15 protein-coding genes are annotated in these 14482 nt (G+C 74.0%); 7 read left to right on the top strand and 8 right to left on the bottom strand.

Features of this window, described 5'->3' with window-relative positions; genetic code table 11:
* Positions 1-2: 2 nt before the first annotated feature.
* The 4 genes from ACNJ93_RS26490 to ACNJ93_RS26505 form a co-directional block, all read right to left on the bottom strand.
* Positions 3-1478, bottom strand: a complete 1476-nt coding sequence (locus ACNJ93_RS26490; RefSeq protein WP_418959958.1) for an AlkA N-terminal domain-containing protein — start codon at positions 1476-1478, stop codon at positions 3-5.
* A gap of 50 nt (positions 1479-1528) precedes the next feature.
* Entirely contained in the window at positions 1529-2059 is a 531-nt protein-coding gene (locus tag ACNJ93_RS26495) for an O-acetyl-ADP-ribose deacetylase (RefSeq protein WP_418959959.1), read from the bottom strand.
* Between the two features lie 51 nt (positions 2060-2110).
* A complete protein-coding gene (locus tag ACNJ93_RS26500; protein WP_418959960.1) occupies positions 2111-3532 on the bottom strand; it encodes a phytoene desaturase family protein in 1422 nt (473 codons plus the stop codon).
* A gap of 79 nt (positions 3533-3611) precedes the next feature.
* The gene (locus tag ACNJ93_RS26505) at positions 3612-4448 is read right to left on the bottom strand and encodes an inositol monophosphatase family protein (protein WP_418959961.1); all 837 of its coding nucleotides are present in this window, start codon (positions 4446-4448) and stop codon (positions 3612-3614) included.
* Positions 4449-4631: 183 nt separating this feature from the next.
* Here ACNJ93_RS26505 and ACNJ93_RS26510 point away from each other — a divergent pair, with 183 nt between their 5' ends.
* Genes ACNJ93_RS26510 through ACNJ93_RS26535 form a run of 6 tightly spaced genes read left to right on the top strand, consistent with a single transcriptional unit; the run spans position 4632 to position 9869 of the window.
* A complete protein-coding gene (locus ACNJ93_RS26510) occupies positions 4632-5447 on the top strand; it encodes an ABC transporter ATP-binding protein (RefSeq protein ID WP_418959962.1) in 816 nt (271 codons plus the stop codon).
* Positions 5444-5731 (top strand): hypothetical protein, encoded by a 288-nt coding sequence (locus ACNJ93_RS26515; protein WP_418959963.1) that lies wholly within the window; start codon positions 5444-5446, stop codon positions 5729-5731. The genes ACNJ93_RS26510 and ACNJ93_RS26515 overlap by 4 nt, the downstream gene beginning before the upstream one ends.
* Positions 5728-6630 carry an ABC transporter ATP-binding protein gene (locus ACNJ93_RS26520; protein WP_418959964.1) on the top strand — a complete coding sequence of 301 codons (903 nt, stop codon included), beginning with the start codon at positions 5728-5730 and terminating at the stop codon, positions 6628-6630. The genes ACNJ93_RS26515 and ACNJ93_RS26520 overlap by 4 nt, the downstream gene beginning before the upstream one ends.
* Complete coding sequence (locus ACNJ93_RS26525) at positions 6627-7517, top strand: branched-chain amino acid ABC transporter permease (RefSeq protein ID WP_418959965.1); 891 nt, start codon at positions 6627-6629, stop codon at positions 7515-7517. The genes ACNJ93_RS26520 and ACNJ93_RS26525 overlap by 4 nt, the downstream gene beginning before the upstream one ends.
* Positions 7510-8601 (top strand): branched-chain amino acid ABC transporter permease, encoded by a 1092-nt coding sequence (locus ACNJ93_RS26530; protein ID WP_418959966.1) that lies wholly within the window; start codon positions 7510-7512, stop codon positions 8599-8601. The genes ACNJ93_RS26525 and ACNJ93_RS26530 overlap by 8 nt, the downstream gene beginning before the upstream one ends.
* Entirely contained in the window at positions 8598-9869 is a 1272-nt protein-coding gene (locus ACNJ93_RS26535) for an ABC transporter substrate-binding protein (protein ID WP_418959967.1), read from the top strand. Before ACNJ93_RS26530 ends, ACNJ93_RS26535 begins: the two co-directional genes overlap by 4 nt.
* A gap of 197 nt (positions 9870-10066) precedes the next feature.
* Here the strand turns inward: ACNJ93_RS26535 and ACNJ93_RS26540 are convergent, their stop codons facing one another.
* Entirely contained in the window at positions 10067-10948 is an 882-nt protein-coding gene (locus ACNJ93_RS26540) for an NAD-dependent epimerase/dehydratase family protein (RefSeq protein WP_418959968.1), read from the bottom strand.
* Between the two features lie 58 nt (positions 10949-11006).
* Between ACNJ93_RS26540 and ACNJ93_RS26545 the strand changes: the two genes are divergently transcribed.
* The gene (locus ACNJ93_RS26545) at positions 11007-11582 is read left to right on the top strand and encodes a GNAT family N-acetyltransferase (RefSeq protein ID WP_418959969.1); all 576 of its coding nucleotides are present in this window, start codon (positions 11007-11009) and stop codon (positions 11580-11582) included.
* 8 nt (positions 11583-11590) lie between these two features.
* On the opposite strand, the gene pssA is transcribed toward ACNJ93_RS26545, so the two are convergent.
* From pssA to ACNJ93_RS26560, 3 genes are all read right to left on the bottom strand, one after another.
* On the bottom strand, positions 11591-12460 hold the full coding sequence (gene pssA, locus ACNJ93_RS26550) for a CDP-diacylglycerol--serine O-phosphatidyltransferase (protein WP_418959970.1): 870 nt from the start codon (positions 12458-12460) through the stop codon (positions 11591-11593).
* Positions 12447-13103: a phosphatidylserine decarboxylase gene (locus tag ACNJ93_RS26555; RefSeq protein ID WP_418959971.1), complete on the bottom strand. Its 657-nt coding sequence runs from the start codon at positions 13101-13103 to the stop codon at positions 12447-12449. Before ACNJ93_RS26555 ends, pssA begins: the two co-directional genes overlap by 14 nt.
* Before the next feature lie 172 nt (positions 13104-13275).
* Entirely contained in the window at positions 13276-14481 is a 1206-nt protein-coding gene (locus tag ACNJ93_RS26560; protein WP_356692686.1) for an acyl-CoA dehydrogenase family protein, read from the bottom strand.
* Between the last annotated feature and the right edge of the window lies 1 nt (position 14482).

Genomic DNA, 14482 nt, shown 5'->3' on the forward strand with positions numbered 1-14482 from the left:
CCTTACGCGGGGAGGTGGTTGATCGGGTGGCTGTCGGTGGCCCAGAGGTACTGCACGGCGTACGCGCGCCAGGGCCGCCACCGCGCGGCGCGGGCGGTGAGCGCGGCCGGGGTGGACGGCAGACCGAGGCCCTGCGCGGCGCGCCGGACGCCGAGGTCGCCGGGCAGGAAGGCGTCGGGGTCGCCGAGCGCCCGCATCGCGACGACCTCGGTGGTCCACGGCCCGAACCCGGGCAGGCCCGACAGCCGGGCGCGGGCCTCCGCCCAGTCGCTGTCCACGTCCAGCCGCAGCGAGCCGTCGGCGAGCGCGCCGACCAGCGTGAGCAGCGTCGTGCGCCGCGACCCGGGCAGCGCGAGGGACGCGGGGTCCAGGCCCGCGAGCGCCTCGGGCCCGGGGAACAGGTGCGTGAGCCCGCCCTCGGGGTCGTCCACCGGCGTGCCGTGGGCGGCGACGAGCCGGCCGGCGTGGGTGCGCGCGGCCGCGGTCGACACCTGCTGGCCCAGCACCGCCCGTACGGCGAACTCCGCCGCGTCCACGGTCCGCGGCACCCGCCGCCCCGGCTCCTTGTCGACCAGCGGCGCCAGCAGCGGATCGGCGCGCAGCCGCTCGTCCACGGCGACCGGATCGGCGTCCAGGTCGAGGAGCCGGCGGCAGCGGCTGATGGCGACGGTCAGATCGCGCGGGTCGGTCAGCGAGAGCCGGCAGGCGATGTGATCCGGCCTCGGGGCGAGGGCGACGATTCCGTGCCCGTGCGGCAGGCTCAGCGTCCGCCGGTAGAAGCCGTCGCGCCACTCCTCCACGCCCGGTACGGCGGTGGCCGCGAGGTGGCCGAACAGGTTGGACGGGGCCAGTGGCGCGCGGAACGGCAGCCGCAGCGCGATCACGCCGGGCGCGGGCGGGCCGGCGGCGGCCCCGCGGGCCGCCCGGGCGCGCAGTTCGCCGGGCGTGAGGGCGAAGACCTCACGGACGGTGTCGTTGAAGGTGCGGACGGACGAGAAACCGGCGGCGAAGGCGATCTCCGCCATCGCCATCGGCGTCGTCTCGATCAGCAGCCGCGCGGTCTGCGCCCGCTGCGTCCGGGCCAGGGCCAGCGGGCCCGCGCCCAGCTCGGCCAGGAGCTGGCGCTCGATCTGCCGCGTCGAGTAGCCGAGCCGGGCGGCCAGCCCCGGCACGCCCTCGCGGTCCACCACCCCGTCCTGGATGAGCCGCATCGCGCGGGCGACGGCGTCGGCGCGGGCGTTCCAGGCGGGGGAGCCGGGGCTGGTGTCGGGGCGGCAGCGCTTGCAGGCCCGGAACCCGGCGCGCTGGCACGAGGCCGCGCTCGGGTGGAACTCCATGTTCTCGACCTTGGGCGGCACGACCGGGCAGCTGGGCCGGCAGTAGATGCCGGTGGTCAGCACGGCGGTGAAGAAGACGCCGTCGAAGCGGGCGTCCTTGGACTGGACGGCCCGCACGCAGCGCTCGGTGTCGGTGTGCATGGCTCAAGGATGAGCGACGCCGGCCCCTCCGGGCTGGCGGAAAAACGACATCACCCTTGCTCGGCCAGCGCGGTTTCGAACGCCTGGTACGCGGCCCGGTCGAAGAGCACGAAGCGGACGTCCGTGACCGAGGCGGGAGCGGACTCCAGGACCGTGCGGACGGCGATCCGCGCGCCGTCGTCCATCGGCCAGCCGTAGATGCCGGTCGAGATGGCGGGGAAGGCCACCGACCGGGCGCCCAGCTCCCCGGCGACGCGCAGCGACTCCCGGTAGCAGGAGGCGAGCAGGTCCGACCGGTCCTCGGTGGCGCTGTGCACCGGTCCGACGGTGTGGATCACGTGCTCGGCGTGCAGCTCCCCGGCCGTCGTGGCCACGGCCCGCCCGGTCGGCAGGCCCTTGCCGTACCGAGAGGCCCGCAGCCTGCGGCAGTCGTCCAGGATCGCCTTGCCGCCCCGGCGGTGGACGGCGCCGTCGACCCCGCCCCCGCCGAGCAGGGAGCTGTTCGCGGCGTTGACGAGGGCGTCCACGTGCTGGTCGGTGATGTCGCCGAGGACGAGGGTGATCGCGGGGCGGGTGTTCATGCCTCCATCATCGTCCGCCCCGGCGGGCCGCCGCCCGGGAATTTCCGGCGGCTACCCCGCCGTGGCGCGCAGATGCCGCCAGACCGCCTTCGCCGCGTTGTGGCCGGACATGCCGTGCACGCCCGGCCCCGGCGGGGTGGCCGAGGAGCACAGGAAGACCGCCGGGTGCGGGGTGCTGTACGGCCGCAGGGTCAGCCGGGGGCGCAGCAGCAGCTGCAGGCCGCGGGCCGCTCCGCAGGCGATGTCACCGCCGACGTAGTTGGCGTTGCGCGCGGCCAGCTCCGGCGGACCGGCGGTCGCGCGGGCCAGGACCCGGTCGCGGAAACCGGGCGCGAAGCGCTCGATCTGACGCTCTATCGCCTCGGTGAGGTCGCCCTCCCAGCGGTGCGGGACATGGCCGTACGCCCAGAAGACGTGCTTGCCCTCGGGAGCCCGGCCGGGGTCGACGAGGCTCGGCTGCGCCGTGATGAGGAACGGGGTTCGCGGCGCGGCGCCGGACGACGCCTCGCGCAGCGCGGCCGCCACGTCCCGGCTGCCCGGGCCGATCTGCACGGTGCCGGCGACCCGCGCCTCCTTCGCGGTCCACGGCACCGGGCCGTCGAGCGCGTAGTCGATCTTGAACACGGAGGCGCCGTACCGGTAGCCGTCGTACAGCCCGCCGAAGCCCGCGATCCGGGCGAGGGCCGTGGGGGAGGTGTCGAAGACGTACGCGCGGGCCGGAGGCAGGTCGTCCAGCCGCTTCACCTCGTAGTCGGTGTGCACGGACCCGCCGAGGTCCTTCAGGTACCCGGCGAGGGAGTCGGAGATCGCCTGCGAGCCGCCGCGCGGCATCGGCCAGCCCCCCGCGTGCGCGGCCAGCGCGAACACCAGGCCGACGGCCGAGGTGGCGATGCCGTCCAGCGGGGCGATCACATGGCCGACGAGCCCCGCGAACAGCGCACGCGCCTTGTCGTCCCGGAACCGGCGCAGCAGCCACGTCGACGGCGGCATCCCGTCCAGGCCGAAGCGGGCCAGGGTGACCGGGTCGCGCGGCAGCGCGGACAGCGGCAGCGACATGAAGTCCCGTGCCAGCGTGTCCCACCGGCCGAGGTACGGGGCCACCAGACGCCGGTACGTGCCCGCGTCGCGCGGCCCGAAGGACGCCGCGGTCTCCGACACCGAGCGGGCGAGCACGGCGGCCGTGCCGTCGTCCCACGGGTGCGCCATGGGCAGTTCGGCGTGCAGCCACTCCAGGCCGTACCGCTCCAGCGGCAGGTCCTTGAAGGCGGGCGAGCCCGCGCCGAGCGGGTGGACGGCCGAACAGGGATCGTGCCGGAACCCGGGGAGCGTCAGCTCCTCGGTCCGTGCGCCGCCGCCGACCGAGGACCGGGCCTCGAACACGGCCACCGCGTAGCCGCGGCGGGCCAGTTCGACGGCGGCGGTCAGCCCGTTCGGCCCCGCCCCCACGACGACGGCATCGAGCATCGACGGCACCTTGGGACTCCTTCGTCAGCCGGCGGCCAGGGCCGCCAGGATATGCCTCCCGGCCCGCCGCACTCCCGGCGGGCGGCCGCTATCGGCCACCCAGCAGCTCCAGGACCCGCCGCGCGGTCGCCTCGTCACGGGCCGCCGTGAACGGCAGGGCGTTGCCGCCGGTGATGCGGTACGGCTCGCCCGAGAGCGTCAGATCGATGCCGCCGGCCTCCGCGACCAGCAGCAGCCCGGCCGCGTGGTCCCAGGCGTACTCCCAGTTGAAGGCGACCGCGTCGAGCTCGCCGCGGGCGACGGCGAGGTACTCCAGGCCCGCCGAGCCGCACGGCCGGGCGGCCACGCCCTCGATGTACAGGCCGAGCAGCGCCCGCTTCTGCTCGGGGGTGGTGTAGTCGGGGTGCGAGGTGGCGACCCGCAGGACGGCCCCGGGCTCGGGCGAACCGGCGTGCAGCGGCAGCCCGTTGAGGGTCGCGCCGGCGCCGCGGACGGCGACGGCCAGCTGGTCGAGCGCGGGCGCGTACGTCCACGAGGCGTACAGCCGGCCGCCCCGCGCCAGCGCGACCAGCGTGCAGAAACCCGGCTCGCCGTGCACGAACTGGCGCGTGCCGTCGACCGGGTCCACGATCCACACCGGCGCGTCGCCCTGCAGCGCGTCGTACACCGCCGGGTCCGCGTGCACCGCCTCCTCGCCGACCACGAGCGAGCCGGGCAGCAGCGCGGTCAGCGCCTCGGTGAGCCGCGCCTCGGCCTCCCGGTCGGCGACGGTGACCAGGTCGTGCGGCCCGTTCTTCGCCACGACCTCGTGCGCGGCCAGCTGCCGGAACCGCGGCATGATCTCGTCCGCCGCCGCCTTGCGGACGGCCTCCTCGACCGCGTCCGCGCGGGACTCCACAAACGCCTCAACCGTCGCATCGATCATGCGTCCAGCTAAGCACGCTCCCGCCGGCGCCGGGCACCCGGCGTTGTGCGCGTGCACAGGCCCGCGCCCTTTCCGCTGGTCACCGGCAGCGTTTCGGCCGCCGGACATGGACGGACGGGCCGCCGCCCTGCTGGGGTGAGCGCCACGAAACGGCCCCGTCCCACGGGCCACGGAAGGGGAACCATGGGGGGTACCGCACTCGCCCTCGACGTCACGGAACTGTCGGCCGGGTACGGGCCGGTCCGCGCCCTGCGGCGGGTCTCGCTGGAGGTGCCCGAGGGCGCCGTCGTCACCGTCCTCGGCGGCAACGGCGCGGGCAAGTCCACGCTTCTGCGGGCGATCTCCCGCACGCTCGCGTTCCACGGCGGCGCCGTCGCCTCCGGCACCGTCCGCTTCGGCGGACGGAGCCTCGACGGGCTGCCGCCGGACCGGGTGGTCGCGGCCGGGGTGTGCCAAGTGCCCGAGGGGCGGCAGGTGTTCGCCCGGATGACCGTCGAGGACAACCTGCGCGCCGGCGCCCTCGGCGGCTCCGGCGGCCGCGAGGCCAGGGCCGCCGCGCTGCGGCGGGTGCACGAGCTGTTCCCGGTGCTCGCGGAGCGGGCCCGGCAGCCCGCCGGGCTGCTCTCCGGCGGCGAGCAGCAGATGCTGGCCGTGGGCCGGGCTCTGATGGCCGGGCCCAAGCTGCTGCTCCTCGACGAGCCCTCGCTCGGTCTCGCGCCGCTGATGGCCGCCCGCATCGCCGACACGATCCGCGAGATCAACGCCCAGGGCACGGCCGTGCTGCTCGTCGAGCAGAACGCCGCGCTCGCGCTGCGGCTGGCCTCGCGGGCGTACGTCCTGGAGGTCGGCGAGGTCACGCTGTCCGGCCCGGCCGCCGAACTCGCCGCCTCCGACGAGGTCCGCCGCCGCTACCTCGGCGTCGTCGACGAGACCGCCGCCGCGGACGCGGCCGACGCGACCACCGAGCACCCCGCGCTCTCCCGCTGGAACCCCCGGTGAGCGCCGCCGCACGCCCCGCCGGCGATCCGCCCCCGGCCGGCGCCTCCGCCGCCTCCCGCCCGGCCGCCGGTAACGCCGCCCCGGCCGTGTGCGACGCCACCGCGCGCGCGGCCGCCGGTTCCACTGCCCCGCGCCTGGCCGACGGCTCCGCTGCCTCCCGCCTGGCCGGCGATCCCGCCGCCCCGCACCCGGCCGGCGCTTCCGCCGTCCCGGCCCTGTGCGCCGCCGCCCGTATCCCGACGACGAACCACCCGGAGCCGTCCGGCTCGGAGGACCCCCGATGACGACCGATCCACGACCCGACGACGCACCGCCGGCCCCGCCGTCCGGTCACGACGACGCACCGCCGGCCCCGGCCGAGGACGCGGCCGCCACCGCGCCCGACGCCGACGATCCCCCGCCCGCCCCCACCGTCCCCGCCCTCGAAGTGCGTGACGTCACCGTCACGTTCGCCGGGCTCACCGCGCTCGACTCCGTCGGGTTCACCGTGCGGCCCGGCACCGTGCACGCCGTCATCGGGCCCAACGGGGCGGGCAAGTCGACCTGCTTCAACGTGCTCTCCGGGGTCTACCGGGCCACCTCCGGCTCCGTCCGCTTCGGCGCGCACGAGCTCACCGGACTGCCCCCGCACAGGATCGCCGCCCTCGGCGTGGCGCGCATCTTCCAGAACCTCGCCCTGCCGCCCCGCGCCACCGTCGAGGACAGCCTGCTCCTCGGCCGGCACCGCCTCACCCGCACCGGCTTCCTCGCCGCCGGGCTGCGGCTGCCGTCCGCCGCCCGAGAGGAGGCCCGGCACCGCGAGCGGGTCCGCGAGATCGCCGCGTTCGTCGGCCTGGAGAAGCAGCTCGACCAGCCCGCCGGCACGCTCCCGTACGGACAGCAGAAGCTCGCCGAACTCGCCCGCGCCCTGTGCATGGAGCCGAAGCTCCTGCTGCTCGACGAGCCCGTCGCCGGCATGACCGCCGACGAACGCCGCCGCACCGCCGCCGTCATCGCGGGCGTCCGCGACAGCCTCGGCATCTCGATCGTCCTGGTCGAGCACGACATGGGCGTGGTGATGCGGCTCGCCGACAGCGTCACCGTGCTCGACTTCGGCCGCCGCATCGCGGACGGCGCCCCCGCCGACGTACAGAACGACCCGGCGGTCGTCCGCGCCTATCTCGGAGAGGAGGCCGCCGGGTGACCACCTTCGCCGAACTCCTGCTCAACGGCGTGTCCCTGGGGTCCGTCTACGCCCTCATCGCCCTCGGCTTCGTGGTGATCTTCCGCGCCACCGAGGTCGTCAACTTCGCCCACGCCTCCCTGCTGCTCGCCGGCGGCTACGCGATCGCCGTGCTCCACGAACCGCTCGGCTTCTGGCCGGCGGTGGCCGTCGGCATCGGCGGCGCGGCCCTGGTCGGGGCGGCCGTCGAGTTCCTGGTGATGCGCCGCTACCGCGGCCGGGACCAGAGCGTCCTCGCCATCGTCACCATCGGCGTCGACATCCTGCTCGCCACCGAACTGACCCGGCGCATCGGCACCGACATCCTCGCCCTCGGCGACCCCTGGGGCGACGCGGTCGTCACCTTCGGCGGGATCTCCATCGCCGAGACCCGGATCGCCGCCCTGCTCGCCGCCGCCCTGCTGATCACCGCCTTCCTGCTGGCCTTCCGGTACACCTCCTGGGGCGTCGCGATGCGCGCGGCGGCCGAGAACCAGGAGACCGCCGCACTCATGGGCATCCGCCTGGGCCGGGTCTCGCTCGGAGCCTGGGCGGTCGCCGGCGGCCTCGCCGCCGTCGCCGCGCTCTTCCTCACCGTGTTCCCGACCCCCGGTCTGGAGCGCTCCACCTCGCTCGCCGCGATGAAGGCCTTCCCCGCCGCGATCCTCGGCGGCCTCGACTCCACCACCGGCGCACTCGTCGGCGGCCTCCTCGTCGGGATCACCGAGGCCCTCGCCACCGGCTACCAGGGCGACCTGACCTTCCTCGGCCGCGGCATCGGCGACCTCGCCCCGTACCTCGTGATGGTCGCGGTGCTGCTGATCCGCCCGGCCGGACTCTTCGGCACGAAGGAGCTCGCCCGTGTCTGAGACCGCCTCCCTGCCCAGGACGGCCGCCGTCCTCGCCCGGCCCCGCGTCTGGGCCTGCGCCGCCGCCGGATTCGTCCTGCTCGCGCTGCCGTTCTACCTGGACCGCTTCTGGCTCCAGGCCGGACTGTTCGCCATGGCCGCCGCCCTCGGCGCCATCGGCATCAACCTGCTGACGGGCGCCACCGGCCAGCTCTCCATGGGCCACGCCTTCTTCCTCGCCGTCGGCGCGTACGGCTACTGCGCCTTCGCCGGCGACGGCGCGGACGGACTGGCCGGTCTCGGCCTGCCCGGCTGGCTCGCGGCCGTGCTCGCCGTCGCCCTCGCCGGGCTCGCCGGCGGGGCGTTCAGCCCGATCGCGGGCCGGCTCCAGGGCGCGTACCTGGGCATCGCCACCCTCGCGCTGATCTTCATCGGCCAGCACGTGCTGTTCAACGCCCACGACCTCACCGGCGGCTTCAACGGCCGCGCCGTGCCCCCGCTCGACCTGTTCGGGCTCACCTTCGACGACACCGAACTCCTGATCGCACAGGTGCCGTTCGGATCGGCCGAGAAGCTCTGGTACCTCGGGCTCGTGCTCCTCCTCGCGGGCGCCCTGTTCGCCCGCGGGGTGCTCCGCGGCCGCCCCGGCCGCGCCATGAACGCGATCCGCGACCACCGGATCGCCGCCGGCGTCATGGGCATCCCCGTGGCCCGCTACCGCGCCGCCGTGTTCGTCCTGTCGTCGATGTACGCGGGGCTGGCCGGCGTCCTGCTCGCGCTGGTCTTCCAGCGCACCGTGCCGGAGTACTTCGGCATGCTGCTGTCCCTCGAATACCTGGCCATGATCGTCATCGGCGGTCTCGGCTCGGTCGCCGGAGCGGTGATCGGAGGCGTCTTCGTCTCCCTGCTGCCGCAGCTCCTCAACCGGTACAGCGACGCCCTTCCCCTGGTCTCCGCCCCCGGGACGGGCGGGATCGCACCGGGGGAGGCCGCCCGCTTCCTCTACGGCGCCGCCGTCGTCGCGGTGGTGCTCTTCCTGCCCGGCGGCCTGGTCCGGCTCGCCGCCCGGCGCACCCGGCAACAACCCTCTGGGGAGGAACGATGAACCACCGACGACCGGCCGTGCGGGGCCTGGCCGCCGCGCTCGCCGCCCTGGTCGCGCTCACCGCGGCCGGCTGCAGCTCCAAGGCCAAGAGCAGTGGAGACGCGGCGGGCAAGGACGGGGTCAAGGCCGGGGAGGGCGTCACCGACACGGCCATCGCGGTCGGCGCGCTCACCGACATGACCGGCGTGTACGCCACCCTCGGCAAGAGCATCACGCAGGCCCAGCAGCTGTACGTGAAGCAGGTCAACGCGGCCGGCGGCATCTGCGGCCGCAAGCTGGAGCTGACCGTCCGGGACCACGGCTACGACCCGCAGAAGGCGCTCGCCGCCTACACCGAGCTGGAGCCGAAGGTCATCGGCTACTCGCAGTTCATCGGCTCGCCGTTCGTCGCCGCCGCCAAGCAGCGCATCGACGGCCAGGACAAGGCGGTGGTCCTGCCGCAGGCCTGGTCCGCCTCGCTGCTCGGCAGCCCGTACATCCGGGTGCTCGGCTCGACCTACGACGTGGAGACCATCAACGCGGTGGACTTCCTCGTCACCGAGAAGGGCCTGAAGAAGGGCGACAAGCTCGGGCACGTGTACTTCGAGGGCGACTACGGCGAGAACGCCCTGACCGGCGCGAAGCACGCCGCCGCGCAGGCCGGGCTGACCGTCGTCGAGCAGAAGATCAAGCCGACCGACAGCGACATGTCGGCGCAGGTCGCGGCGCTGAAGCAGGCCGGGGTGAAGGCCGTCGTCGTCAGCGCGGGGCCCCGCCAGGCGGCCTCCCTGGTCGGCGTGGCCGCGGCGACCGGGCTGCGGGTGCCGGTGATCGGCAACAACTCGGCCTTCTCGCCGCAGCTGCTCGCCACTCCGGCCGCCCCCGCCCTGGAGCAGATGTACTGGGTCGCCTCGCCCAGCCTCCCGATCGGCGCGGACACGGCGGTCGCGAAGAAGCTCGTCGCGGACTACCGGGCGGCGTACCCGAAGGACAGCCTCGACAACGGCATCGTCGCCGGCTGGACGGCGGCGACCGTGTTCGGCGAGGCGCTGAAGAAGGCCTGCGCGGCCAAGGACCTCACCCGCGAGGGGGTCGACAAGGCGCTGCTGTCGATCTCCGGCCACGACGCGGGCTTCGGGATGACGCACGACTTCACCGACCCGAAGGCGCCCTCCTCCAAGGAGAGCGCCATCCTCCAGCCGGACAAGTCCGTCCCCGGCGGGATGCGGACCGTGCGCGAGCCCTCGGTGTCCGCGGCGGCGAAGGGCTTCACCCCGAAGGCGGGCTGACCCTCACGCGCCCCTAGGGCGTGTCCGGAAAGTCCCGCCTGGCTCGCGGCGTCTGGCACGCTCCCCCGCTGCCTGAAGGGCGCGGGGGGACCCCCAGCGGCGTTGTCGTCGGTCGTCATGGCACGCCATGACTCCCTCCTCCGCCTTGCGATGACACGCACCGGACGCCGCGAGCCCTGCCCTTCGGGCAGACGACGCTACTTTCCGGACACCCCCTGGGCGGCGAAGCCGGTGCGCCAGGAGGCGTGCGCCGGGCGCCAGCCCAGGGCGCGCGCCTTCGCGTTCGAGGCGCCGCGCGCCCAGGGGGCCGCGCCCTCGGCGGGGGCGGGGGCGGGCGCCCCGAGGGCGGCCGCGAGGACGGGCAGCCACTCCCGGCCCGGGGCCGGCTCGTCGTCCACCACGTTGTACGCGCCCGCCGGCCAGTCCAGGGCCTCCACGGCCGCCCGCGCGGCGTCGGCGACGTGCAGGAAGGAGCTGACCGAGTCGTCGGCCCGCAGGCTGCCCAGGAACCGGGCCTCCGGGTCGCCGCCGAGCGCCGCGGCGACCGCGCCGCCGGGCGCGTACCAGGTGCCGGGCCCGTAGAGGATCCCGTACCGCAGCACCACCGCCCCGGGCAGCTCGGCCGCCTGCTCCTCCAGGGCGCGGGCCCCGGCCACGATCCGGGCCCGCGGCAGCTCCTCGGTGGCGTCGAGCGGCACGGACTCGTCGGCGGGACCGGCGCCGGGGGTGTAGGTCCAGCAGATCGACTGGGCGACGAGCCGCTTCACGCCGGCCTTCGCGGCCGCGTCGACGAGGTTGCGGGTGCCGTCCCGGCGCAGCCGGTTGTTCGCCGCGCCGTCCGCCGCGGCCAGGTCCGTGAGCTGGTGCACCACCGCGTCCGGGGCGGCCTCGGCGACGGCCGCCCGCAGCCCGTCCGCGTCCAGCGCGTCCACGCGCACGCCCCCGGCCCCCTGGGCCCGGACGCGCTCCACCCCCTCCCGGGTGCGGGAGGTCCCCACGACCTCGTGTCCGGCGTCCAGCAGCAGCGGCACGAGCAGCCGCCCCACGGCGCCCGTGGCGCCCGCGACGAAGATCCTCATGACCCCCGAGCCTAGGCCGCGTCATCCGCCCGAAACACCGGGATGTGAAGGTCTGGCCATGAAGATCGAACGACTCGGCCCCGAGGACATCCGCGCGCACGCCGGGGCGGGGCTCGCCGAGCTGCTGTGCGACGCCGTGGACGGCGGGGCCTCCATCGGGTTCCTCGCGCCCCTGGAACCCGCCGAGGCGGCTGCCTGGTGGCGCACCGCCGCCGAGGAGGCCGAGCGGGGCGTACGGGACATCTGGGCGGCGTACGGGCCCGGGGAGCGGCTCCTCGGGGTGGTCACCCTGGTCCGCGGCGACAAGGCCAACGGACGGCACCGCGGCGAGATCGCCCGGCTCGTCGTCCACCGCGAGGCCCGCGGCCGGGGCCTCGGCGCCCGGCTGCTCGCCGCCGCGGAGGCCGCCGCGGCCGAGGCGGGCCTGCGCCTGCTGGTCCTGGACACCGAGACGGACAGCCCCGCGGAGCGGCTGTACCGCACGGCCGGCTGGACGGCCGCCGGGGTCATTCCGGACTACGCCGCCGACCCGGGCGGCGCCCTGCGCCCGACCACCCTGTACTACAAGCGGCTCGCCCAGGGACGCGGGAAGGGCCCGGAGGCGTTCGCCTCCGGGCCCTTCCCGTACCGCTGACGTGCTTCCTACCGCGCCTGCGCCTGGGCGGCCTCGCGGGCCTCCCGGTTCTCGCGCCGGTTGTCGCGGAACGTGTTCACCCGTCGTGCCGTGGCGACCAGCGGGATCACCGCGCCGAGGACCACCTGCAGCGCACAGCCGGTCTGCAGCAGCAGCTCGCCGCCCGGGGCGTCGAACGCCCAGGCCGCCAGCATCGCCATCGCGCCGACGATCCAGCTGAGCATCGCCGCCGCGAGGACGCCCCGCGGCTTGGGGTACTCGACCCGGCTCACCATCAGCCACGCCGTGCCGATGATCGCCAGCAGCGTCGGGACGAACGGCAGCTCGAGCAGGATGATCGAGACGACCGTCAGCGCGCCGAAGGGGCTCGGCATGCCCTGGAACATGCCGTCCTTCATCGTCACGCAGGAGAACCGCGCGAGTCTGAGCACCACCGCGAGCAGCACCACGATCGCGGCGACCGCCGAGAGGTTCTGGTGCGCGTCGTCCGCGACCATGCCGTAGACCAGCACGAAGTACGCGGGCGCCAGACCGAAGCTGATCAGGTCCGACAGGTTGTCGAGCTCCGCGCCCATCGGGGACGAGCGCAGCTTGCGCGCCACGAGCCCGTCGAACAGGTCGAAGATCGCCGCGCAGAGCATGAGGATCACGGCCGTCGCGGCGGAGTGCCGCGCCATGCCCGTCTCCTCGCTGCCCGTGAGGTGCGGGATGAGGATGCCGGTGGTGGTGAAGTACACCGCCATGAAACCGCAGGTGGCGTTGCCGAGCGTGAGGGCGTCCGCTATGGACAGCCTCAGCGACAGCGGCATCTCCTCCTCGGCCTCCGCCTCGGCCTCCTTGACCCAGGTGGCCTGGGTCTCGGGATCAATCACGGTCAATGCGAGTCACCCCCGCGGTCGTCTTCTGACCGACCTCGACGGCGACCTCGACACCCTCCGGGAGGTAGATGTCCACACGCGAGCCGAAGCGGATCAGGCCGATGCGGTCGCCCTGCTCCACCTTCGTGCCCTGCGGGATGTAGGGGACGATGCGCCGGGCCACGGCGCCGGCGATCTGCACCATCTCGATGTCGCCGAGCTCGGTGTCGAAGTGCCAGACGACGCGCTCGTTGTTCTCGCTCTCCTTGTTGAACGCCGGGACGAACCCGCCGGGGATGTGCTCCACGGACGTCACCGTGCCGGCCAGCGGCGCGCGGTTGACGTGGACGTTCAGCGGGCTCATGAAGATGGCGACCCGGGTCCGCCCGTCCTTCCACGGCATGATGCTCTGCACCACACCGTCGGCGGGGGAGATGACCCGGCCCTGAGCGATCTCGCGCTCGGGGTCGCGGAAGAACCACAGCATGCCCGCCGCCAGTGCGGTGGCGGGCACGGCCAGGGCCGCGGCGCGCTTGGACCTGCGCGAGCGCGCGAGGCTGAGCGCCGCGGTGGCGACGGTCGGCAGAAGCCACGGCGATGCTCCGCGTGCGATACGTACGCCGAGGTGGCTGTCGCGAGGTGCAGAGGTTTGGCTGTGGGGCATGGATGACCTTCGTAGCGGATGGTGCCGCGCGGGCGACGTGGGGACGGGCGGCTTTTCCGGCGATGCTATCGGTTGCGGGCCGCAACTGGGAAAGCCAGAAGCCGAGTCGGCGGCCGGAAGACGATGACAGGGTGTGATCTTCTTCGCGGCCGAACCGACCCAAACCCGACAATCAGCCCTGGAACCGGTACTCCTCGAGCAGCCGACGTCCAATGATCATTTTCTGGATCTCGGCGGTACCTTCGCCGATCAGCAGCATCGGAGCCTCACGGTAGAGGCGCTCGATCTCGTACTCCTTCGAGAACCCGTAACCGCCATGGATGCGGAACGCGTCCTCCACGACTTCTTTGCAGTATTCGGAGGCGAGGTACTTCGCCATCCCTGCTTCGAGGTCGTTTCGTTCCCCGGAGTCCTTTTTGCGCGCTGCGTTCACCATCATGGCATGAGCGGCCTCGACCTTGGTAGCCATCTCGGCCAGCTTGAACTGGATCGCCTGGTGCTGGGCGATCGGCTTGCCGAAAGTGTGACGCTGCTGGGCATACTGGACGCCCAGTTCGAAGGCACGCTGAGCGACGCCGCAGCCACGGGCCGCCACGTTCACGCGGCCGACCTCGACGCCGTCCATCATTTGGTAAAACCCTCGGCCGGTGACCCCGCCGAGGACCCGATTGGCCGGAATGCGCAGTCCGTCCATGATGAGTTCGGTCGTGTCGACGCCCTTGTAACCCATCTTCTCGATCTTGCCCGGGATGGTGAGGCCGGGGCGGACCTCTCCGAAGCCGGGCTCCTTCTCGACGAGGAAGGTCGTCATCGACTTGTGGGGCGCGGTGCCCTCGGGGTGTCCTTCGTCACTCCGGACGAGAACGGCGACCAGCGTGGACGTGCCGCCGTTCGTCAGCCACATCTTCTGGCCGTTCAGGACGTACTCGTCGCCGTCCTTCACCGCCTTGGACGTGATGGCCGACACGTCCGAGCCGAGGCCCGGCTCCGACATCGAGAACGCGCCGCGCACCTCGCCGGCCGCCATCCGCGGAAGGAAGTGGTCCTTCTGCTCCTGGGTGCCGTGCTGCTTGAGCATGTACGCCACGATGAAGTGCGTGTTGATGATGCCGGAGACCGACATCCAGCCACGCGCGATCTCCTCCACGCACAGCGCGTAGGTGAGCAGCGACTCACCCAGGCCCCCGTACTCCTCGGGGATCATCAGACCGAAGACGCCGAGCTCCTTGAGCCCGTCGACGATCTGCTGCGGGTACTCGTCGCGGTGCTCCAGCTCCGTGGCGACCGGGATGATCTCCTTGTCGACGAAGTCCCGGACCGTGGAGAGGATCTCCTGCTGGACGTCGGTCAGACCGTGGGTCTGGGCGAGTCGCGCCATG

The organism is Streptomyces tritici, assembly GCF_048500665.1.
GTDB classification, from domain to species: Bacteria; Actinomycetota; Actinomycetes; order Streptomycetales; family Streptomycetaceae; genus Streptomyces; species Streptomyces tritici.